Origin of the sequence: Rathayibacter sp. VKM Ac-2856 (assembly GCF_013205055.1) — a bacterium.
Lineage (GTDB): Bacteria > Actinomycetota > Actinomycetes > Actinomycetales > Microbacteriaceae > Rathayibacter.
Genome location: NZ_JABMLF010000006.1, coordinates 39,192 through 59,323 on the forward strand (window position 1 = coordinate 39,192; position 20,132 = coordinate 59,323).

The following is a 20,132-nucleotide window of genomic DNA, read 5'->3' on the forward strand; positions in this document are numbered from 1 at the left end:
ACACCCATGAGCGCACCCTTCCGCCTCGTCGTCGGCTCCGACGACGCCGGTCTCGACTACAAGGAGATCGTCAAGGCCGACCTCGAGAAGGACTCCCGCGTCGCGAGCGTCGTCGACGTCGGCGTGGACGCCCAGTCGCACACGCCCTACCCGAGCGTCGCCATCGCGGCGGCCGAGATGGTCGCCCGCGGCGAGGCCGACCGCGCGATCCTGATCTGCGGCACCGGACTCGGCGTCGCGATCGCCGCCAACAAGGTCTCCGGCATCCGCGCGGTCACCGCGCACGATTCCTTCTCGGTCGAGCGCTCGATCCTCTCCAACGACGCGCAGGTGCTCTGCATGGGCCAGCGCGTCGTCGGCATCGAGCTGGCCCGCCGCCTCGCGAAGGAATGGCTCGGCTACGAGTTCGACACGTCCTCCGCCTCCGCCGAGAAGGTGCGCGTGATCGAGGAGTACGAGGCCGGGAACCCGGTCGCGGACGACGCCGGGTCGGTCGGCTCGTGCTGAGCCGCGCCGCCGGGGACGCCCCGGCGTTCACCGTCGGCGTGAGCCTCAAGATGTACTTCGGCCACGCGCGGACGATCGAGTGGATGCGGCGCATCGCCGAGATCGCGAGGAGCCACGAGGCCGTCGCGTCCGGGGCCGTCGAGCTGTTCGTGGTGCCGACGTTCCCCGCGCTGGTGCCGGTCGGCGCCCTGGCGGCCGAGGCCGGTGTCGCGCTCGGCGCGCAGGACCTGTTCTGGGAGGACGCGGGAGCGTTCACCGGCGAGGTCAGCGGCGCGGAGGTGCGCGAGGTCGGCTGCCGCCTCGTCGAGATCGGCCACGCCGAGCGGCGCGCGCTGTTCGGCGACGACGACGAGCGCGTGCGTGCGAAGGTCGCCGCGGCGTTCCGCAACGACCTCGTCCCGCTGCTCTGCGTCGGCGAGACCGAGCGCGGCTCCGTGGAGGACGCCGTCGAGCTCGTGCTCGCGCAGATCGCCTCGGCGCTCGAGAGCGCGGACGAGGCCGGCGCGGTCGGCCCGATCCTCGCCGCCTACGAGCCGGTCTGGGCGATCGGCGCCCCCGAGCCCGCCGAGCCGGCCTTCATCGCCGGTGTCGTCACGGCGCTCGAGGCGGCCCTCGCGGAGCTGCCCGGCCGCGCCGGCAGCCGCGTGATCTACGGCGGCAGCGCCGGACCTGGGCTGCTGACCGCGCTCGAGGGCCGGGTGCCCGGCCTCTTCCTCGGCCGCTTCGCGCACGACCCGGAGGCGGTCGGCGCGATCCTCGACGAGGCGCTGGCGCTCACCCGCTCCGCCGGGGAGGCCCGGTCGTGATCGGGCTCAGCAGCTACGCCTTCTTCTGGCGCTCCTCCGACCGCGTCCCCGAGCCGCTCGGCGTCGAGGACATGGTCCGCGAGACCGCCGCGCTCGGCGTCGAGCTGCTGCAGCTCTGCGACGTGCCGGTGCTCGAGGAGTACTCGGACGAGTCACTGGCGTCGCTTCGCTCGCTCGCCGCGGCCGAGGGGGTCGCGCTCGAGCTCGGCACCCGCGGGACCGACCCCGCGCACCTGCGGCGCTGGCTCCGCCTGGCCCGTGCTCTCGACGTCGTCCTGCTGCGCAGCATGTGGACGTCGGGGGAGGACCGGCCGGGCCGCGAGGAGACGCTGCGGCGCCTGCGCGAGATCGCCCCCGAGCTCGAGGAGGCCGGCGTCACCCTGGCCTTGGAGACCTACGAGCAGGTGAGCACCGCCGATCTCGTCGACGTGGTCGCGACGCTCGATCACCCGCGGATCCGCATCTGCCTCGACCCGGCGAACACCGTCGCGAACCTCGAGCTGCCCCAGGACGTCACCGCCCGGTGCGCCCCGTACGTCGCGAACTGGCACGTGAAGGACTTCGACTTCAGCCGGAATCCCGGCTGGGTCGGCTTCGTCTACACCGGCACGGCGCTCGGCGACGGCCGCCTCGACTACGACGGCATGCTCGCGCTGCTCCGGCCCGCCGAGCGCGGCATCACCCAGATCATCGAGTTCTGGCTCCCGTGGCAGGACACCGTCCCCGCCGCGGAGCAGGCACTCGCCACCACCCGGCTCGAAGCCGAGTGGACCCGCACCACCCTCGACCAGCTCAGGAGAAGGAACTCATGACCGACACCACCACCACCACCGCCTCGGGCACCGCCGCCTCCGCCCTGACCGTCGCCGTCATCGGCGCCGGCGGCAAGATGGGTATGCGGGTCTCGAACAACCTGCAGAAGTCCGACTACACGGCCCTCTACAGCGAGGCCTCGCCCGCGGGCCAGGAGCGCACCCGCGAGGCGGGCCGCGAGATCACCGCGACCCCCGACGCGGTGAAGGACGCCGACGTCGTCATCCTCGCGGTTCCGGACGTCGTGCTCGGCGCGGTGTCGGAGGACGTCATCCCGCAGATGAAGTCGGGCGCGATCATCCTCACCCTCGACCCGGCCGCCGCCTACGCGGGGCTGCTGGCGAAGCGCGAGGACATCCACTACGCCGTGGCGCACCCGTGCCACCCGTCGGTGTTCCTCGAGCGCACCACCCCGGAGGAGTGGGCCGACACGTTCGGCGGCATCGCCGCTCCCCAGGAGGTCGTCGCGGCCCTCGAGGACGCGGACGACGACGTGCGCGCCATCGCGGAGAAGGTCATCTCGACCATCTACGCGCCCGTGATCGCGGTGCACTGGGTCACCGTCAAGCAGTTGGCCGTCCTCGAGCCGACCCTGGTCGAGACCATCGCCTGCATGGTCGGCGAGTTCCTCAAGGAGGCGCTGGACGAGACCGTCAACGGCGTCGGCGTGCCCTACGAGGCTGCGCGCGCCATGCTCTACGGCCACACCTGGATCGCGCTCACCAACGGCCTGCGCGGGTCGAACCCGTTCTCCGAGGCGTGCCACATCGCCATGGGCTACGGCCGCGAGTCCCTGATCAAGGACGACTGGAAGAAGATCTTCGACGACTCCGAGCTCGACTCGGTCATCGCGAAGATGCTGAAGATCGACGCCGTCAAGCGCTGACGCTCCGGCGTCACCGGGTCTCGATACGCCGCTGCGCGGCTACTCGACCAGCATGTGCGGCTGCTCACCTGACGTGCCGGCGCGGGGCTGGCTCATGCTGATCGAGTAGCCCTCGGAGAGGGCGTATCGAGATCCACCGCCCGATCGTCGAGTGGGCCGGATCATGCTGATCGAGTAGCCCTCGGAGAGGGCGTATCGAGATCCACCGTCGATCGTCGGGTGGGTCTCGATACGCCGCTGCTCGGCTACTCGACCAGCATGGTCCGGCTGCTCGCGTGGAGCGTCCGGGCGGAGCTCACCATCGAGATCCGGCCCTAGAGGCGGACGATCATCTTCCCGGTGTTGCCGCCGCGCATCATCGAGAGGAACGCGTCGACCGCGTGGTCGATGCCGTCGACGACGGTCTCGTCGTAGGCGATGCGCCCCTCCTGGAACCAGCCGCCCATCAGGCGGTTGAACTCCGGCGCGTGGTCGAGGTACGCCGCGAGCGTGAAGCCGCGCAGCGTCAGCGCGCGGGTGATGATGTTGGCCATGTTGTCCGGGCCGGCCGGCTTCTCGGTGCTGTTGTAGCCCGCGATCGCGCCGCAGAGCGCTGCGCGTCCGCCGTCGTTGAACGCGTCGAGCGCCGCCTCGAGGTGGTCGCCGCCGACGTTGTCGAAGTAGACGTCGATGCCGTCCGGTGCCGCCGCGGCGAGCTGCTCGCGGACGGGGCCGGCGTGGTAATCGAACGCGGCGTCGTAGCCGTACTTCTCGGTGAGCAGCGCGACCTTCTCCGCCGAGCCGGCGGAGCCGATGACGCGCTTCGCTCCCAGCAGGCGCGCGATCTGACCGACGGCCGAGCCGACGGCTCCCGCGGCGCCGGAGACGAAGACGGTGTCGCCCTCCTTCAGCCCCGCGATGGTGGTGAGGCCGACGAAGGCGGTGAGCCCCGTCATGCCCAGGACGCCGAGCCGCAGCGACAGCGGGGCGCCGGGGATCTCGGGGACGACGCGGAACGCCGCGGTCTCCGCCTGGACGATGTCGCGCCAGCCGAGCTGGTGCAGGACCACGGCCCCGACGGGGAACTCCGGGTCGTCCGACACGGTGACCCGGCCGATCGCGCCGCCGGTCATGGTCTCGCCGAGGGCGTACGGCGGGGTGTAGCTCTTGACGTCGTTCATCCGCCCGCGCATGTACGGATCGACGGAGAGGAAGGCGTTCTCGACGCGGATCTCGCCCGCGGCGGGCTCGTCGTACTCGACCCGCGCGGTGCGGAAGTCCTCGGTGACGGGCCAGCCGACGGGGCGGCGGACGAGCTGGATCTGGGTGCTGGTGACGGTGCTCATGGAGCCTTTCGCGGGTCGTGGAACGGTGGTGTCGGGGGCGGTGCTCAGGAGGCGGCGAGGCCGATCGCCAGCGCGAGGACGGCGAGCAGTCCGGGCGCCATCTGCGTGAGGGCCGCGCGGCGCTTGCCGGGGGAGGACAGCAGCAGCACGAGGGCGGCCGCCACCATCGAGCCGGTGCCGGTGAAGACGAGCGCGGCGCCGACGGCGGTCGCTCCCGAGGCGAAGGCGATCACGCCGATGACGGTCACGATCGCGAGGAACAGGTTGTAGAAGCCCTGGTTGAACGCGAGCTCCTTCGTCGCCTCGGCCTCGCCCGCGGTGGTGCCGAAGGTGGAGCGGGCTCGCGGGGTCGTCCAGAGCAGGGACTCCAGCAGGAAGATGTAGACGTGCAGCAGGGCCGCGAGGGCGGCGAGCACGAGTCCGATGACGATCACGACGGGACCTCCTGATTGTGTAACGCTCGGTTCACTATAGAACGCACTCACTCTAGACTGGAACGACCGGTTCACAACAGTCCCGGTCGCCGGCTCGTCCGGAGCAGTCAGCAGAGGGGGTCGCCGTGGGTCGCACGCAGAGCTTCGACACCGACCAGGTCGTCCGGTCCGCCCGCGCCGTCTTCTGGGACCGCGGCTTCGAGGAGGCGTCGCTGCCCGAGCTCGAGGCGGCGACCGGACTCGGCCGCTCCAGCCTCTACCACGCGTTCGGCAGCAAGCGCGGGCTCTTCGACGCGGCGGTGCAGAGCTACCTCGACGAGATCGTGCGGCCGAGGCTCGCACCACTGACCCGCGAGGACGTGCATCCCGCGGGCCTCGGCGAGTACTTCGCGGGGCTGCGGGACGCGCTCGCGGATCCCCGGACCGTGTCCGCGCAGAGCGGGTGCCTGCTCCTGAACGCGGCGGGTGCGCCGATCGCGCGCGACGACGCGGTCCGCGAGGTGATCGCGGAGTACCGGGCCGAGCTGCAGCGGGCGATGCTCGCGGGGGCGGCCGCGCGGTGGCCGGAGGCGCCGGCGGAGTGGTGGGAGCGGCAGGCCGGGGTGCTCGTGTCGCTGCTGGTGACGGCGCTGGTGCTGGCGCGGGTCGATCCGGCGCAGTCGGTGGCGACGGCGGAGTCGGCGCTCGGGCTGGTGCGGGGGGACTGACTCCGGCGCTCTCGTCGTTCTGCGACGTCGTCTTCGGGGGCGGGAGGGACGCGGCACCTCGTCGCGGCTCCTTCCCGCGCGCCTGCGGCGCGCCCGCCAGGCCCGAGCCAGGAGCCGCGACGAGGTACCGCGTCCCTCCCTCGGTCCGATCGGGGCGGGGTGGTGGGGCGAGCCTGCGGCCGTCGGTGGTCGTCGTGGGACGGCGGCCTGCGCGTCGGTTCGGCTCGTGAAACGGGCCTGGGCTCGTGGGATCGGGCGGTTTTCGCGAGCCGGAGGTGATTCGGCGTGCCGGGGGTGGGGGCGGCGGAGGCTCGGCTCGTGAAACGGGTCTGGGCTCGTGGGATCGGGCGGTTTTCGCGAGCCGGAGGTGATTCGACGTGCCGGGGGTGGGGGCGGCGGAGGTTCGGCTCGTGAAACGGGCCTGGGCTCGTGGGATCGGGCGGTTTTCGCGAGCCGGAGGGGAATCTGCGTGCCGGAGGTGGGGCGAGGAAGGTTCGGCTCGTGGAACGTGCTCGGGCTCGCAGGATCGCGACGGGTTCCACGTGCCGGAGGAGATGTCGCGTGCCGTGGGTGCGGGCGGTGGAGGTTCGGCTCGTGAAACGTGCTCGGGCTCGCGGGATGGGCCGGTTTCCGCGAGCCGGAGGTGATTCGGCGTGCCGGAGGTGATTCCGCGAGCCGGAGGTGAGTCCGCGTGCCGGAGGTCGGCCGGACGGGTGCCCGCGACGCACGAAGGGCCGGCGGGGGCAGCCCCGCCGGCCCTTCGAGGGGTGGTGTCAGTCGGTGCCGGCGTCGAAGGCGGCGCCCTCGGAGGCGAGGTCGGTCGCGCGGCCGAGCGCGTCCGCGGCGGCCGAGCCGTTGCCCTCGGTGATCGCCTCGGACTCGCCGATCTCGAGCTTGCCGACCAGCTCGGCGGTCGAGCCGCCGACCAGGCCCGCGGCGGCGTACTGCTCGAGGCGCGAGCGGGAGTCGGCGATGTCGAGGTTGCGCATGGTCAGCTGGCCGATGCGGTCCTCGGGCCCGAACGCGGCGTCGCCCACGCGCTCCATCGACAGCTTGTCGGGGTGGTAGCTCAGGGCGGGGCCGGTGGTGTCGAGGATCGTGTAGTCGTCGCCGCGGCGCAGGCGCACGGTGACCTCGCCGGAGACGGCCGAGCCGACCCAGCGCTGGATGGACTCGCGGAGCATCAGCGACTGCGGGTCGAGCCAGCGGCCCTCGTACATCAGGCGGCCGAGGCGGCGGCCCTCGGAGTGGTACTGCGCGATCGTGTCCTCGTTGTGGATCGCGTTGAGCAGGCGCTCGTAGGTCAGGTGCAGCAGCGCCATGCCGGGCGCCTCGTAGATGCCGCGGCTCTTCGCCTCGATGATGCGGTTCTCGATCTGGTCGGAGTTGCCGAGGCCGTGGCGTCCGCCGATCGCGTTCGCCTCGAGGACGAGGGCGACCGGGTCGGAGTACTCGACGCCGTTGAGCGCGACCGGGCGGCCCGCCTCGAAGCGGACGCTGACCGTCTCGGCCGCGATCTCGACGTCCTCGCGCCAGGCGGCGACTCCCATGATCGGCTCGACCAGCTCCATGCCGCTGGAGAGCTCCTCGAGGCGCTTCGCCTCGTGGGTCGCGCCCCAGATGTTCGCGTCGGTGCTGTACGCCTTCTCGGTGGCGTCGCGGTAGGGGAAGCCGCGGGCGACGAGCCACTCCGACATCTCCGTGCGGCCGCCGAGCTCGTTGACGAACTGCACGTCGAGCCACGGCTTGTAGATGCGCAGGCGCGGGTTGGCGAGCAGTCCGTAGCGGTAGAACCGCTCGATGTCGTTGCCCTTGTAGGTGGAGCCGTCGCCCCAGATGTCGACGCCGTCCTCGCGCATCGCGCGGACCAGCAGGGTGCCGGTGACGGCGCGGCCCAGGGGAGTGGTGTTGAAGTAGGTCTTGCCGCCGGAGCGGATGTGGAAGGCGCCGCACTGCAGGGCCACGAGCCCCTCCTCGACCAGCGCGCTCTTCGCATCGACGAGGCGCGAGATCTCGGCGCCGTACTGCGCGGCGCGCGCGGGCACGCTGTCGATGTCCGGCTCATCGGCCTGGCCGATGTCGGCGGTGTAGGTGCAGGGCACCGCACCCTTCTCGCGCATCCAGGCGACCGCGACCGATGTGTCGAGCCCTCCCGAGAATGCGATTCCGACGCGCTCGCCCACGGGCAGACTGTTCAACACCTTCGACATGGCTCCGATTTTAGGAGACTCGCGGGGCCGCTCGTGACGCGGCCGGTCGCGCGGCATCTGTCGGGTAATTCTGCTCAGGGGGATGGACGCGCCGATGCGCCGCATGGGAGGCTCCGGCTGGCCCGCTCGACGATGAGCGGGCTCCTCTGCATCCGCACTGCGAAAGGCGCTCCATGCCACTGCCCCCCGCCCGCCGCCTCGCGGCCCTCACGCTCGCGTGCCTCCTCGCCTCGGGAGGTGCCGCCGCGCTCGCTCCGTCCGCATCGGCGCTCTCGTCCGCCGTGGTCCGGACGCTCGACACCCCCGGCGCGACCGCCGAGGACGTGTCGACCCTCGACGTGACGGACCGCCTCACCTCCGGCTCGACCCTCTACGCCGACCAGCAGATCACCTCGTCCGACGGCGGATCCCGCTTCGTCATGCAGGGCGACGGCAACGCGGTCGTCTACGACGCCTCGGGCCGCCCGACCTTCAGCACCGAGACCGCTGGTGTCGGCTCCCGCATCGAGATGCAGTCGGACGGCAACCTCGTCGTCTACACGGCCTCGGGCCGCCCCGTCTGGCAGTCCGGCACCGCCGGCAGCTACGGCGCCTCGCTCGTGATGCAGAACGACGGCAACCTCGTCGTCTACCGCACCGACGGCTCGGCCGCCTGGTCGTCGTTCGGCCAGGCCGCCCCGCCGGCAGTCTCCGGCGACACCCTCACCGGCGGCTCGGCCCTGCGCTCCGGCCAGCAGCTCACCTCGCGCGACTCCCGCTCGCGCGCCGTCATGCAGGGCGACGGCAACTTCGTCGTCTACAGCAACGGCTCGGTCCGCTGGAGCTCCGGCACCTCGGGCGCGGGCAACCGCCTCGAGATGCAGGGCGACGGCAACGCGGTCGTCTACTCGGGCAGCCGCTCCCTCTGGCAGTCGAGCACCGCGGGCAACCCGGGCGCGCGCATGGTGATGCAGGACGACGGCAACCTGGTGATCTACTCGGGCAGCCGCCCGGTCTGGTCGAGCACGGCACCGCCGGCCCCGCCCGCTCCGACCCCGCCGCCGTCCGGCAACGGGCAGAGCCAGCTGAACGGCGGCACGACGCTGTACGGGAACGAGAGCCTGCTGGCCGGCGAGTTCCGCGCTCCGATGCAGTCGGACGGCAACTTCGCCGTCTACGGCGCGGGTCCCCGCCTGCGCTGGGCCGCCGGCGTCTCCGGACAGGGCAACCGCCTGGTGATGCAGACCGACGGCAACGCCGTGATCTACTCGGCCGGCGGATCCGCCCGCTGGCAGTCGGGCACGTCCGGCAACCCGGGCGCGCGCATGGTGATGCAGACCGACGGCAACCTCGTCATCTACAGCGCCGGTGGGCGAGCCCTCTGGCAGACGAACACCATCCGGCTGTCGTTCCCGGGCGACACCAGGAATTGCCCGGACTTCGCGACCCAGCGAGATGCGCAGGCGGAATTCAACCGTTACTACCTCGACTACGGGGACGTCTTCATGCTCGATGAGGACAACGATCGAATCGCATGCGAGAGCAACCGCCCGTGACCTGCAGCTAGTTCGAGAGCCGCGATTGTCGAAGGGCTCGCCTTCCCGCTTCGGGGGCGGGCCCTTCGTCGATTCCAGGTCATCTGCAGAGCCCTGACTCGCCAGGGTCGGGCGCGGTCGACCCGAGTCCTCGAGCGGACCCGTCTCGGGCCTCGAAGCAGATGAAGACCCCAGTTCGCGTCCACTGGAGACCGCGGATGAGCGCGAGAGGACGCCCAGCGGGCCTGGCGTCTCCGTCGGACCCCGTCTCGAGTCCAGTCGCCCCAGATCGACCCCGCGCTGGGCAGATGCTTCCGCAGGTCATCCCGAGCGTGGAGGCTGCTTCGCAGCTCGGAAGCCGGGAGAGCACGCATCAGTGCGCGATCGTGCTGGCCGAGTGGCCCCGAAGGGGCTCATCGAGACCTGGCTCGGAGGGTCAGGGGGCGGGGACGCCGCCGCGCAGGCCGACCGCCGGGCGCGGCACGTTGTCGACGAGGGAGATCAGGTAGTCGCGGTCGACGGGCTCGCGCATCAGGAGGACGCGGTAGGTGACCATCGACGGCGTCAGCACCGCGAGCATCTCGACGTCGATGTCGGCCGGGATCTCGCCGCGGTCGATGGCGCGGCGCAGGAGCGTGCGGTTGGCGCGGGCGCGCGGCTCGACGATGGCCTGGCCCTCGGCGCGGTGCTCTCGGTGCTGCTGTTCCGCCGCCGCTCGGCGGGCCTCGCGGTCTCGGCTGGAGCGTCCGCGGAGCCTGTGCTCGCGCACTGATCGGCGGACACGAGTCCGATCGACGCACTCGTCCGGCCGGGACTCCCGCATCAGCGGGGGGTCCGGCCGTTCGCCGTTCCCCGGACGTGTCGGCGTGTTGCGCCGCGGGTCGCCCCAGGTCGCCCCGGGTCGGCCGGCTGCGTAGCGTCGGGGGATGCCCGAGACCCTCGACATCGTCCACCTGCGCACGCTCGTGGCGATCGCCGACTGCGGGGGCTTCGGCCGGGCGGCGGTGGCGCTGCACATCAGCCAGCCGACGGTCTCGCAGCACGTGCGCACCCTCGAGCGGCGGCTCGAGCGCACCTTCATCGAGAAGGTCGGGCGCAGGGCCCGCTTCACGCCGGCCGGCGAGCGCCTCCTCGTGCAGGCCCGGCGCATCCTCGCCGTGCATGACGACGCGCTGGAGCTGCTCGACGCGGCGAGCGAGAACCCGCTCGTCCTCGGCCTGACCGAGCCGGCCGCGGAGCAGCTGCTGCCGCGCCTGCTCGAGACGCTGCACCGCGCTTTCGACGACCGACCGCTCACCTTCACACTCGACCGCTCCACCCACCTGGCGGAGGCGGTGGCGCGCGGCGTCGTCGATCTCGCGGTCATCCTGGGCGTGGGCGGCGACCTGCCGGGCCGCCAGGTCGCGACGCTGCCGCTCGACTGGTACTCGACACCCGGCTGGCAGCCGCCGGAGGGGGCGCCGATCCCGCTCGTCGCCTACTCCGAGCCGTGCGGGATGCGCCAGCGCGCGCTGCAGCAGCTCGGCGCCTTCGGTCACGAGGTGCGGGTGGTCGCCGAGTCGGCGGGGCTGGAGGGCGTGATCGCGGCGGCCCGCGCCGGTGTCGGAGTCGCGGTGCTGCCGACCGCGCACCGCGGCACGGTCGCCGAGGGGCTCGTCGTGCGGCACGATCTGCCGGCGCTGGGCTCGGTCAACCTCCGCTTGGTCTCCAGGCGCGGCCTGGCCCCGGACGTCGAGGACACGGCGCTCGCCGCCCTCGCCGAGGTGTTCGGGACGGTGCGGGCGAGGCCGGTCGCGGTGCCCGCGGGCGCGCGAGTGTGACGTCCGCCGCCACCCTCCGACGCGAGGATGACGAATCGTTACCAACGATCGGGATCGCCGATCGGAACGCATCCGGAATCGTCGTTGGACGCCCGGAGCACCACGCCCGTAGCGTCGGAGCCATGACCTTCCCGCCCGCCCTCACCGCCGCCGCGCCGCTCGGCGCGACCGGTGCAGCGAGCCGCGGGACCGCCGGCGAAGGCTCCGCCGCGCGGACGCCCGGCACTCGAATGTCCTCGGACGGGAACCCCTTCGCGCCGGTGCGCGGATGTTCCTGTCCGGTCTCCCGCTGACGTCTCCGCGTCGCCCGACTCCTCCGCCCGACGGCCGGCTTCCGCTTCCGTCCCGGCCCCTGCGCGCCGCGGCCCGCCTCCGCGGCCGCCGCGCGTCACTCTCTCCGCGCCCTCCCGCGCTCCTGCGGCGTGCCCGCGCTCCTCCGGCGTGCCTGCGCCCCCTCTCGAAAGGACCTCCCATGACCGTCGAGTTCATCTCCGCGATCAACGTCAACCACTCCAACGAGGTCAACGGCCTGGCCGACCCGGCCATCGACGTCGCCTACCTGCGCCGCTACTCCCGGATCCTCGAGGACGGCGGCTTCGACTACACGCTGGTGCCCTACGGCTCGGCCGGGCACGACCCGTTCACGATCGCCGCCGCGGTGACCCAGTACACCGAGCACCTGAAGCCGATCGTCGCGCTCCGGCCCAACACGGTCTACCCGACCGTCGCCGCGAAGGCTCTGGCCACCCTCGACCAGCTCTCGGGCGGCCGGGCCGTCGTGCACTTCATCGCCGGCGGGAACGACCACGAGCAGGCCCGCGAGGGGGACCGGCTGAGCAAGGTCGAGCGCTACGCGCGGCAGGAGGAGTACCTCCGCATCCTCCGGAAGGTCTGGTCGGCGACCGAGCCGTTCGACTACGAGGGGGAGCACTACCGCTTCGAGGACTTCGTCTCGCGGGTGCGGCCGGTGCGCGGCACCATCCCGATCTCGGTCGGCGGCTCGAGCGACGAGGCCTACCGCCAGGGCGGCGCGCTCGCCGACATCTTCGGCCTGTGGGGCGAGCCGCTGGCCGACACCCAGCAGCAGATCGACCGCATCGCGGACGCGGCGCTCGCCGCGGGCCGCGCCGACACCCCGCGCACCTGGGTCACCTTCCGGCCGATCATCGCGCCGACAGAGGACCTCGCCTGGGAGAAGGCGCACCGGATCCTCGGCATCCTGCAGAGCCGCGGCGGCACGACGAACCCGCGCAAGGGCGAGAAGGGGCTCTGGGTGCAGACGCCGAGTGCCACCGGCCCGGCGAACGTCGGCTCGCAGCGCCTCCTCGACATCGCACGGCGGAAGGATCTGCACGACAGGGCGCTGTGGACGCCGACCGCGACCGCCACCGGAGCGGCCGGCGCCTCCACCGCGCTCGTCGGCACGCCGGAGACGGTCGCCGCCGCGATCCTCGACTACGTCGACCTCGGCGCCGACCTGATCTCGATCCGCGGCTACGACAACCTGAACGACGCGGTCGACTACGGCCGGTACGTCATCCCGCTGGTCCGCGAGGAGCTCGCGCACCGCGAGGCGACCGGGCGCCGCGGCGAGATCGTCGCGCAGCCGCCGCTCGAGGCCGAGCTCGCCGGGGCGATCGCGTGACGCTGCTCACGCGACCCGCCGCCGCGGTCGTCCCCGCGCCCGACCTCTCGGACCGCGCGCTCGCCCGGGTCACCGCCCGCCTCGCCGAGACGGCCGAGCACTACGACCGCACCGCCGAGTTCCCCTGGCGCGGGATCCAGGCCGTGCACGAGGCGGGACTGCTCTCCCTCGGAGTCGGCACGCGCTACGGCGGCACGCCCGCCTCCACCGTCGACCTCGTCCGCGTCTTCGGCGCGCTCGGCGAGGGCGACCCGGCGGTCGCGCTGATCTCGGCGATGACCGTGCTGCAGCACGCCGCACAGGACCGCGCCGCGCTCTGGCCCGAGGAGCTCTACCGCTCGGTGCTCGCCGACTCCGCCGAGCGCCCCGTGCTGCTCAACGCGGTGCGCGCCGAGCCCGAGTGGGGCGCTCCGGCCCGGGGCGGCTTGCCCGCCACGACGATCCGCCGCGACGGCGACGGGTGGCTGCTCGAGGGCCGCAAGGGGTTCGCCACCGGCTCGGAGGGGCTCGCGTACCACCTGGTCTGGGCGGTCGACGAGCGGGGGCCGTCGGGCGAGCCCGAGCTCGCGCACGCGATCGTGCCCGGCGACGCCCCTGGCGTCCGGATCGAGCGGTCCTGGGACCACCTGGGCCAGCGGGCCTCGAGCACGCACGACGTGGTCTACGAGCGGGTCCGCCTGCCGCTCGGGCACTTCCGAGGCACGCCCCGCTCGCAGCTCGTGCCCGAGGCCGGGGCGGCCGGCGGCTTCGGCCTCGCCGTCGCTGCCCTCTACGTCGGCGTCGGGCGGGCGGCGCAGAGCTTCTTCGTCCGCTTCGCGAACGACCGCGTGCCCACCTCGCTCGGCCGGCCGATCGCGACGACGGAGCGGATCCGCTCGGTCGCCGGCGAGATCCAGGCGCAGCTGGTGCAGGCCGAGGAGGTGCTGCTCGCACTGGCCGCGCGGGTGGACGCGGACGACCCTCGCGCCGCCGAGCGCCTCGTCGTCGGCAAGCTGCTCGCCACCCGCTCGGCCGTCACCGCGGTCGAGACGGCCGTCGCCGCGCTCGGCAACCCCGGCCTCACCCGGCACCACCCGCTCGAGCGGCATCTCCGCGACGTCCTCGCCTCCCGGGTGCACCCGCCGCAGGACGACGCCGCCCTCCTGATCGCCGGCACGCGCTCGCTCGCCGCCGCCCTCTGACACCGTGCACTTCGACTTCTCTTCACGGGAGACCACAGCCATGACGTTCCACCGCTCACGCCCCCTCCGACGATCGGGCACCGCCACCGCCGCGCTCGCCCTCGCCTCCGCGCTGGCCCTCTCCGCCTGCTCGGGTGCCTCGGGCGCGGGCACGGCCGCCGACGACGCGACCCCGGTCGACGGCGGCCGGCTCTCGCTCGCCTTCTTCCCCGACAACGCCGCGTTCTCCTGCGTCGACCCGTTCCAGACCTACTGGATCGAGCACCGCACCGTGATCCGCAACGTCGCCGACTCGCTGACCGACCAGGACCCGGAGACCGGCGAGATCCAGCCCTGGCTCGCGACCGAGTGGAGCGTCAACGACGCGGGCACCGAGTACACCTTCGACCTGCGCACCGACGTCACCTTCTCGGACGGCACGCCCTTCACCGCGGAGAGCGTGAAGACCTCCTTCGACAACGACGAGGCGACCCTCGCGGAGCTGCCCTCGGCCTACGGAGGCGTCTACCTCGCCGGCTACTCGGGCACGGAGGTCGTGGACGCCGACACCGTGAAGGTCGTCTTCTCCACGCCGAACGCCGCGTTCCTGCAGGGCACCTCGACCACCAACCTCGCGATCCTCGCCGCCTCCTCCTACGAGAAGACGCCCGAGGAGCGCTGCCTCGGCGGGATCGTCGGCTCCGGCCCGTTCACGCTGACCGGCTACACGCCCGGCACCGGCATCACGCTGGACAGGCGTTCGGGCTACGCCTGGGGCTCGGCCCTCCGCGAGAACACGGGGGAGGCGCACCTCGACGGGATCGACATCAGCTACGTCGCGGAGGACAGCGTCCGCGTCGGACAGCTGACCAGCGACGAGATCGACATCGCCTGGCCGCGGAACCCGATCTCGGAGAACGACCAGGCCGTGATCACCGGCTCCGGCGACACCGTCGAGAGGCGCTCGCTGCCGGGCCCGGCGAGCAACTACTACCCGAATGTCGCCGAGGGGAGGATCCTCTCGGACGAGAGGGTGCGGCAGGCCGTGCAGAAGGCGATCGACCGCGAGACCTACGCCACGACGGTCTTCGGCGCCGACTACCCGGCCGCGACCAGCATCTACGACACGACCACGCCCTTCTACACGGACGAGTCCTCGAAGCTCGCCTTCGACGCCGAGGGCGCGAGCGAGCTGCTGGACGAGGCGGGCTGGGAGCTCGGCGACGACGGCTACCGCTCGAAGGACGGCCGGCGGCTGACGCTGTCGGTGCCGATCGTCACCCAGTTCGGTGCCGGCGATCAGCTGATCCAGGACCAGCTGAAGCAGGTCGGCATCGAGCTCGAGCTGAACGTGATCACCAACGCCCAGCGCGCCGACGTGCTGAACAGCGGCGACTACGACCTGATCTCGACCTACTACACGCGGGCCGATCCGGGAGTGATCCAGTGGATCATCGACTCCCGGTACGCCGGCTCGAAGGCGCAGGCGACGAACGGTCTCGACGCCGAGCAGGCCGCGACGGTGCAGGCCCTGCTCGACCAGGGCGTGCAGACGGTCGACACCGCGGCCCGCGCCGAGGTCTACGCCGAGCTGCAGGACTACCTGATCGACGACGCGCTGGTCTTCCCGTTCGCCGAGCGGGTGCAGCTGGCGGGCGTCTCGTCGGCGGTGCACGGCTTCCGCTTCACCTCGGAGGCGTTCGGCGACTTCGCCGACACCTGGATCCAGCCGTGACTGCGCTCGGCTCGGTGTCGGCCCCGGCAACGGCACCGGGGACGGCACCGGGGAGGCCGGGCACCCGCTCGGCCCCCTCGGGCCTCGGCCGCTACCTGCTCGGCCGGCTCGGCCAGGCGGTGCTGGTGCTCTGGGCCGCCTACACGGTGACCTTCGCGGTGCTCTGGCTGCTGCCGAGCGATCCGCTGGCGCTCCTGCTGTCGGCCAACAACGTCGAGGTGGACTCGCTCACCTCGCAGCAGCTCGCCGAGGCTCAGGCGCGCTACGGCCTGGACCAGCCGGTCTGGCAGCAGTACGCGACCATGCTCGGCGACGCGCTGCGGGGCGACTTCGGCACCTCGATCACCAAGGGGATCCCGGTCACCGACCTGATCGCCGAGAAGCTGCCCGGCACCCTGCAGCTCAGCGCCCTGGCGATCGGCCTCGCGCTGATCGGCGGCACCGTGCTCGCCTACCTCGCCGCGTACGTCCGCTGGGCGCCGCTGAAGACGGTGCTCGGCCGGCTGCCCTCCGCGGGCGTGGCGTTCCCCGGCTTCTGGATCGGCCTGCTGCTCATCCAGCTCTTCGCCTTCTCGCTGCACCTGCTGCCCTCCACCGGCAGCGCGACCCCGGCCAGCCTGATCCTGCCGGCGGTCACCATGGCGATCCCGACCTCGGCGATGCTCGCCCAGGTGCTGATCCGCAGCTTCGCCGATGTCGAGGCGGAGGCGTACATCACCACGGCCCGCGCCAAGGGCCTCTCCCGCGGCGCGGTGCAGTGGCGGCACGCCTTCCGCAACGCCTCGCTGCCGACGCTGACGATCCTCGGGATCCTGGCCGGCAACACCGTGACGGGAGCGATCGTCGCCGAGACGATCTTCGCCCGGCAGGGGATCGGCACGCTCGCGCAGGAGTCGGTGCTCACCCAGGACGTGCCGGTCGTCCAGGCGATCGTCGTGCTGGCCGCCGTCGTGTTCGTCGGCATCAACCTCCTGGTCGACCTGCTCTACCCCCTCCTCGATCCGCGCATCACCTCGACACCGAAGGCGAGCCGACCATGACTCTCGAACTCACCCGGCCCGAGGCGCTCGTCGTCCCCGAGCCGCTCACCCGCGCGGCGCACGGCCGAGGCGCCCGCCGCGTGCGGATCCTCCGCCTGCTGCTGCGCCGCCCGGGCTTCGTCCTGGCGCTGATCTTCGTGCTCTTCGTCCTGGTCTCGGCGATCGCTCCCGCGCTCTTCACCGGCGTCGACCCCACGGCGACCGCGCCGGCCGACAAGCTGCAGGCGCCGAGCCTCGTGCACCTCTTCGGTACCGACGAGCTGGGCCGCGACCTCTTCGCGCGGGTCCTGCACGGCGGGGCGCTGACGGTGCAGGCGACGGTGATCGCCCTCGCGATCGCCCTGGTCGGCGGGCTGACGCTCGGCGTGGTCTCCGGGTCCGCGGGCGGAGTGGTGGACGCGGTGATCATGCGCGTGGTGGACGTGCTGCTCGCGATCCCCGGGCTGCTGCTCGCCCTGGCGATCGTGACCGCGATCGGCTTCGGCACGCTGCCGGTGGCGCTCGCCGTGGGCATCGGCATCCTGCCCGGCTTCGCGCGCACCACCCGCGCCGAGGTGCTCCGGGTGCGCACGCTGCCCTACGTCGAGGCCGCGCGCACCGGAGGGGCGAGCCGGCTGCGCGTGCTCGTGCGGCACGTGCTGCCCAACTCCTGGGGGCCGGTCGCCGTGCTGGCCGTGCTCGATCTCGGCACCGCGATCATCGCGATCGCCGCGCTGAGCTTCCTCGGCTTCGGCGCCGCGCCGCCCGCGGCGGAGTGGGGGACGCTGATCTCCAGCGGCCGCAACCACCTCGTCACCAGCCCGTGGCTCTCACTGCTGCCGGGGCTCTTCGTCGGGCTGCTCGTCTTCGCGCTCAACCACGTGGCCAAGAGCCTCGAGGAGGTGCAGCGATGAGCGCGGCCGCCGTCGCCTCGGCCCCGGGTCCGCTCGTGCGGCTCGACCGCCTCAGCGTCGCCTACGGCGACCGCACCGTCGTCCACGAGGTCTCGCTCGAGATCGCGGCCGGCGAGATCGTCGCCGTGGTCGGCGAGTCCGGCTCGGGCAAGTCGACGACCGCGAACGCCGTGCTCGGCCTGCTGCCCTCCGGCGGCCGGATCACCGGCGGCACGATCGCGCTCGCCGGCGAGGACGTGACGCAGGCCGCCGAGAAGCGGCTCCGGCATCTGCGCGGCCGGTTCGTCGGCCTCGTCCCGCAGGACCCGATGGTCGGGCTCAACCCGACTCTGCGCATCGGCGCCCAGGTGGCGGAGGCGGTGCGCCTGCGCGGCGTCGACCGCCGCTCCGTCGACGCCGAGGTGCTCGAGGCGCTGCGCCAGTCGGGCATCGACGATCCGGAGCTGCGCGCCCGGCAGTACCCGCACGAGCTGTCCGGCGGGCTGCGCCAGCGGGCGCTGATCGCGATCGCGCTGGCCGGGCGCCCGCGGCTGATCATCGCCGACGAGCCGACCTCGGCCCTCGACGTCACGGTGCAGAAGCGCCTGCTCGACCACCTGCAGTCGCTCGTCCGCGAGCAGGGCATCGCGCTGCTGATCATCACCCACGACCTCGCCGTCGCCGCCGACCGGGCCGACCGCGTCCTCGTGCTGCGGGAGGGCCGGGTGGTGGAGCAGGGTCCGCCTGCGCAGCTCCTGGTCGCGCCGAGGGAGGAGTACACCCGCGAGCTGCTCGCGGCGGCGCCGGGACTCGGCGGCGAGCTCGTGCCGCGCTTCGAGCAGGTCGAGCCGGCTCCGGAGATCGTCCGGGTCGAGAGCGTGGTGAAGGACTTCGCGCTGCCGGGCCGCCGCCCGCCGTTCCGGGCGCTCGACGACGTCTCGTTCTCGATCCGCGCGGGGCAGACCCTCGCGCTGGTCGGGGAGTCGGGCTCGGGCAAGACGACCGCGCTGCGGATAGCCCTCGGCCTCGAGCGGGCGTCGAGCGGCCGGGTGCTCGTGGAGGGGGCGGACCTCACCGCGGCGAGCGACCGGCAGTGGCGGCCGCTGCGTCGGCGTATCCAGCTAGTGCAGCAGAACCCGTTCGCCGCGCTCGACCCGCGCTTCACGGTGCTGGAGTCGGTCGTCGAGCCGCTGGTCTCGTTCCGGATCGGCGACCGCGCCTCGCGGCTGGAGCGCGCCCGCGAGCTGCTCGACCGGGTCGGGCTGCCCGCCTCCTTCCTCTCCCGGCTGCCGGCGGAGCTCTCCGGCGGTCAGCGCCAGCGGGTCGCGATCGCCCGCGCGCTCGCCCTCGGCCCGGATCTCGTACTCCTGGACGAGCCGGTCTCGGCGCTGGACGTGTCGGTGCAGGCGCAGATCCTCGAGCTGCTGGTCGAGCTGCAGCGCGACCTCGGCGTCGCCTACCTCTTCGTCTCGCACGACCTCGCCGTCATCGCCGAGGTCTCCCACGAGGTCGTCGTCCTCGACCGCGGGCGGGTGCAGGAGGCGGGGCCCACCGCCCGCGTCTTCGGCTCGCCCGCGGCGGAGTACACCCGCACCCTGCTCGCGGCGATCCCCGGCCGAGCGGCGGTGCGCCCATGAGCGGCCGCTTCCTCGTGATCGGCGGCGGGGCCGTCGGCTCCGTCCTCGCCGCGCAGCTGCACCTGGCCGGGCAGCCGGTCCTGCTCGTGGCGCGCGGGGAGCACCTGCGGCTCCTCCGCGAGAACGGGCTGCGGGTGCGGCGTCCCGCGGGCGACGAGATCGTCCGGCTGCCCGTCGCCGGTGGCCCGGCGGAGGCGGCGCCCGTGCGCGGCGACGTCCTCGTGCTCGCGATGAAGGCGCAGGACGCGGAGGCGGCGCTCGCCGAGTGGGCCTGGACGCCGCTCGCCGGGGGCGGGGCCGGCGCCGAGCTGCCGGTGCTGACCCTGCAGAACGGACTCGCCACCGAGGACAGTGCGCTGCGCCGCTTCGCCGCCGTCTACGGGGTGTCGATCGGCATCGCCGCGAGCTTCCTGGTGCCTGGCGAGGTCGTCTCGCCCTCCTTCCCGACCGTCGGCGTGCTCTGGATCGGCCGGCACCCCGACGCCGCCGATCCGCGCGCGGAGGAGTTCGCCGCGATCCTCCGGAGCGCCGGGTTCGCCGCCCGCGCGGTGCCGGACATCGGCGCCTGGAAGGCCCGGAAGCTGCTCGTCAACGCGGCCAACGGCCTCGACCTCTTCGAGGGCCCCGCCGAGCAGCGCGCCGCCGCGCGCGACCTGCTCGTCGCGGAGGCGCGCGCCGCCCTCGCCGCGAACGGGCCGGCGGTCGCCTCCGACGACGGCACCCGCCTCGCCGTCGATCCCGTGCCCGGCCACACCGCCGGCCGACTGTCGACCTGGCAGAGCGCCGCCCGCGGCACGAGCAGCGAGATCGACCACCTCACCGGCGAGATCGTCCTGCTCGCCCGCCGCGCCGGCCTGCCTGCCCCTCTGAACGAGCGGCTGCAGCTCCTGCTCGGCCTGCGCGGCCGCGCCGCGGCCGTCGCGCCGCTCCCGCTCGCGGACCTGCTGGAGCCCGCGTCCGGGCTGGTCGAGCACCCCCGCAAGGCCGCTTCCGTGCTGGTCGAGTAGCCCCGCGGGGGCGC

At 73.1% G+C, this 20,132-nt stretch carries 18 protein-coding genes; 14 read left to right on the forward strand and 4 right to left on the reverse strand.

Features of this window, described 5'->3' with window-relative positions; translation table 11 throughout:
• Positions 1-6: 6 nt before the first annotated feature.
• From HQQ82_RS17395 to HQQ82_RS17410, 4 genes are read left to right on the forward strand one after another with little or no spacing between them, the layout of a single operon-like run.
• Positions 7-507, forward strand: a complete 501-nt coding sequence (locus tag HQQ82_RS17395) for a ribose-5-phosphate isomerase (protein ID WP_173235333.1) — start codon at positions 7-9, stop codon at positions 505-507.
• Positions 501-1,313: a triose-phosphate isomerase gene (locus HQQ82_RS17400; RefSeq protein WP_367947998.1), complete on the forward strand. Its 813-nt coding sequence runs from the start codon at positions 501-503 to the stop codon at positions 1,311-1,313. Before HQQ82_RS17395 ends, HQQ82_RS17400 begins: the two co-directional genes overlap by 7 nt.
• A complete protein-coding gene (locus tag HQQ82_RS17405) occupies positions 1,310-2,125 on the forward strand; it encodes a sugar phosphate isomerase/epimerase family protein (RefSeq protein ID WP_367947999.1) in 816 nt (271 codons plus the stop codon). Before HQQ82_RS17400 ends, HQQ82_RS17405 begins: the two co-directional genes overlap by 4 nt.
• On the forward strand, positions 2,122-3,012 hold the full coding sequence (locus tag HQQ82_RS17410; protein WP_173235334.1) for a phosphogluconate dehydrogenase C-terminal domain-containing protein: 891 nt from the start codon (positions 2,122-2,124) through the stop codon (positions 3,010-3,012). Before HQQ82_RS17405 ends, HQQ82_RS17410 begins: the two co-directional genes overlap by 4 nt.
• A 314-nt stretch (positions 3,013-3,326) precedes the next feature.
• On the opposite strand, the gene HQQ82_RS17415 is transcribed toward HQQ82_RS17410, so the two are convergent.
• Complete coding sequence (locus HQQ82_RS17415; RefSeq protein ID WP_173235335.1) at positions 3,327-4,337, reverse strand: NADP-dependent oxidoreductase; 1,011 nt, start codon at positions 4,335-4,337, stop codon at positions 3,327-3,329.
• Positions 4,338-4,381: 44 nt separating this feature from the next.
• Positions 4,382-4,771, reverse strand: a complete 390-nt coding sequence (locus HQQ82_RS17420) for a DUF1304 domain-containing protein (protein WP_173235336.1) — start codon at positions 4,769-4,771, stop codon at positions 4,382-4,384.
• 125 nt (positions 4,772-4,896) lie between these two features.
• Here HQQ82_RS17420 and HQQ82_RS17425 point away from each other — a divergent pair, with 125 nt between their 5' ends.
• Complete coding sequence (locus HQQ82_RS17425; RefSeq protein WP_173235337.1) at positions 4,897-5,478, forward strand: TetR/AcrR family transcriptional regulator; 582 nt, start codon at positions 4,897-4,899, stop codon at positions 5,476-5,478.
• A gap of 773 nt (positions 5,479-6,251) precedes the next feature.
• Here the strand turns inward: HQQ82_RS17425 and argG are convergent.
• The gene (argG, locus tag HQQ82_RS17430) at positions 6,252-7,688 is read right to left on the reverse strand and encodes an argininosuccinate synthase (protein ID WP_173235338.1); all 1,437 of its coding nucleotides are present in this window, start codon (positions 7,686-7,688) and stop codon (positions 6,252-6,254) included.
• Between the two features lie 173 nt (positions 7,689-7,861).
• On the opposite strand from argG, the gene HQQ82_RS17435 reads away from it, so the two are divergent.
• Positions 7,862-9,223, forward strand: a complete 1,362-nt coding sequence (locus HQQ82_RS17435) for a hypothetical protein (protein ID WP_173235339.1) — start codon at positions 7,862-7,864, stop codon at positions 9,221-9,223.
• 415 nt (positions 9,224-9,638) lie between these two features.
• Here the strand turns inward: HQQ82_RS17435 and HQQ82_RS17440 are convergent, their stop codons facing one another.
• The gene (locus HQQ82_RS17440) at positions 9,639-9,971 is read right to left on the reverse strand and encodes a TetR-like C-terminal domain-containing protein (protein WP_173235340.1); all 333 of its coding nucleotides are present in this window, start codon (positions 9,969-9,971) and stop codon (positions 9,639-9,641) included.
• Between the two features lie 157 nt (positions 9,972-10,128).
• Here HQQ82_RS17440 and HQQ82_RS17445 point away from each other — a divergent pair, with 157 nt between their 5' ends.
• From HQQ82_RS17445 to HQQ82_RS17480, 8 genes are all read left to right on the forward strand, one after another.
• Complete coding sequence (locus HQQ82_RS17445) at positions 10,129-11,022, forward strand: LysR family transcriptional regulator (protein ID WP_173235341.1); 894 nt, start codon at positions 10,129-10,131, stop codon at positions 11,020-11,022.
• Between the two features lie 472 nt (positions 11,023-11,494).
• Positions 11,495-12,667 (forward strand): LLM class flavin-dependent oxidoreductase, encoded by a 1,173-nt coding sequence (locus HQQ82_RS17450; protein WP_173235342.1) that lies wholly within the window; start codon positions 11,495-11,497, stop codon positions 12,665-12,667.
• The gene (locus HQQ82_RS17455) at positions 12,664-13,848 is read left to right on the forward strand and encodes an acyl-CoA dehydrogenase family protein (protein WP_173235343.1); all 1,185 of its coding nucleotides are present in this window, start codon (positions 12,664-12,666) and stop codon (positions 13,846-13,848) included. The genes HQQ82_RS17450 and HQQ82_RS17455 overlap by 4 nt, the downstream gene beginning before the upstream one ends.
• Before the next feature lie 40 nt (positions 13,849-13,888).
• Complete coding sequence (locus tag HQQ82_RS17460) at positions 13,889-15,562, forward strand: ABC transporter substrate-binding protein (protein ID WP_173235344.1); 1,674 nt, start codon at positions 13,889-13,891, stop codon at positions 15,560-15,562.
• Positions 15,559-16,602 (forward strand): ABC transporter permease, encoded by a 1,044-nt coding sequence (locus HQQ82_RS17465; protein WP_367948000.1) that lies wholly within the window; start codon positions 15,559-15,561, stop codon positions 16,600-16,602. Before HQQ82_RS17460 ends, HQQ82_RS17465 begins: the two co-directional genes overlap by 4 nt.
• Positions 16,599-17,495, forward strand: a complete 897-nt coding sequence (locus tag HQQ82_RS17470) for an ABC transporter permease (protein WP_173235345.1) — start codon at positions 16,599-16,601, stop codon at positions 17,493-17,495. Before HQQ82_RS17465 ends, HQQ82_RS17470 begins: the two co-directional genes overlap by 4 nt.
• Positions 17,492-19,111, forward strand: a complete 1,620-nt coding sequence (locus HQQ82_RS17475) for an ABC transporter ATP-binding protein (protein ID WP_173235346.1) — start codon at positions 17,492-17,494, stop codon at positions 19,109-19,111. The genes HQQ82_RS17470 and HQQ82_RS17475 overlap by 4 nt, the downstream gene beginning before the upstream one ends.
• Positions 19,108-20,118 (forward strand): ketopantoate reductase family protein, encoded by a 1,011-nt coding sequence (locus tag HQQ82_RS17480; protein WP_173235347.1) that lies wholly within the window; start codon positions 19,108-19,110, stop codon positions 20,116-20,118. The genes HQQ82_RS17475 and HQQ82_RS17480 overlap by 4 nt, the downstream gene beginning before the upstream one ends.
• Positions 20,119-20,132: the final 14 nt, after the last annotated feature.

What these genes read in the sequence shown, in the direction of transcription:
- HQQ82_RS17475 (WP_173235346.1), top strand. Translation starts at nt 17,492, where the DNA reads ATGAGCGCGGCCGCCGTCGCCTCGGCCCCGGGTCCGCTCGTGCGGCTC.
- HQQ82_RS17480 (WP_173235347.1), top strand. Translation starts at nt 19,108, where the DNA reads ATGAGCGGCCGCTTCCTCGTGATCGGCGGCGGGGCCGTCGGCTCCGTC.
- HQQ82_RS17395 (WP_173235333.1), top strand. Translation starts at nt 7, where the DNA reads ATGAGCGCACCCTTCCGCCTCGTCGTCGGCTCCGACGACGCCGGTCTC.
- HQQ82_RS17470 (WP_173235345.1), top strand. Translation starts at nt 16,599, where the DNA reads ATGACTCTCGAACTCACCCGGCCCGAGGCGCTCGTCGTCCCCGAGCCG.
- HQQ82_RS17445 (WP_173235341.1), top strand. Translation starts at nt 10,129, where the DNA reads ATGCCCGAGACCCTCGACATCGTCCACCTGCGCACGCTCGTGGCGATC.
- HQQ82_RS17410 (WP_173235334.1), top strand. Translation starts at nt 2,122, where the DNA reads ATGACCGACACCACCACCACCACCGCCTCGGGCACCGCCGCCTCCGCC.
- argG (WP_173235338.1), bottom strand. Translation starts at nt 7,688, where the DNA reads ATGTCGAAGGTGTTGAACAGTCTGCCCGTGGGCGAGCGCGTCGGAATC.
- HQQ82_RS17460 (WP_173235344.1), top strand. Translation starts at nt 13,889, where the DNA reads ATGACGTTCCACCGCTCACGCCCCCTCCGACGATCGGGCACCGCCACC.
- HQQ82_RS17450 (WP_173235342.1), top strand. Translation starts at nt 11,495, where the DNA reads ATGACCGTCGAGTTCATCTCCGCGATCAACGTCAACCACTCCAACGAG.
- HQQ82_RS17435 (WP_173235339.1), top strand. Translation starts at nt 7,862, where the DNA reads ATGCCACTGCCCCCCGCCCGCCGCCTCGCGGCCCTCACGCTCGCGTGC.
- HQQ82_RS17415 (WP_173235335.1), bottom strand. Translation starts at nt 4,337, where the DNA reads ATGAGCACCGTCACCAGCACCCAGATCCAGCTCGTCCGCCGCCCCGTC.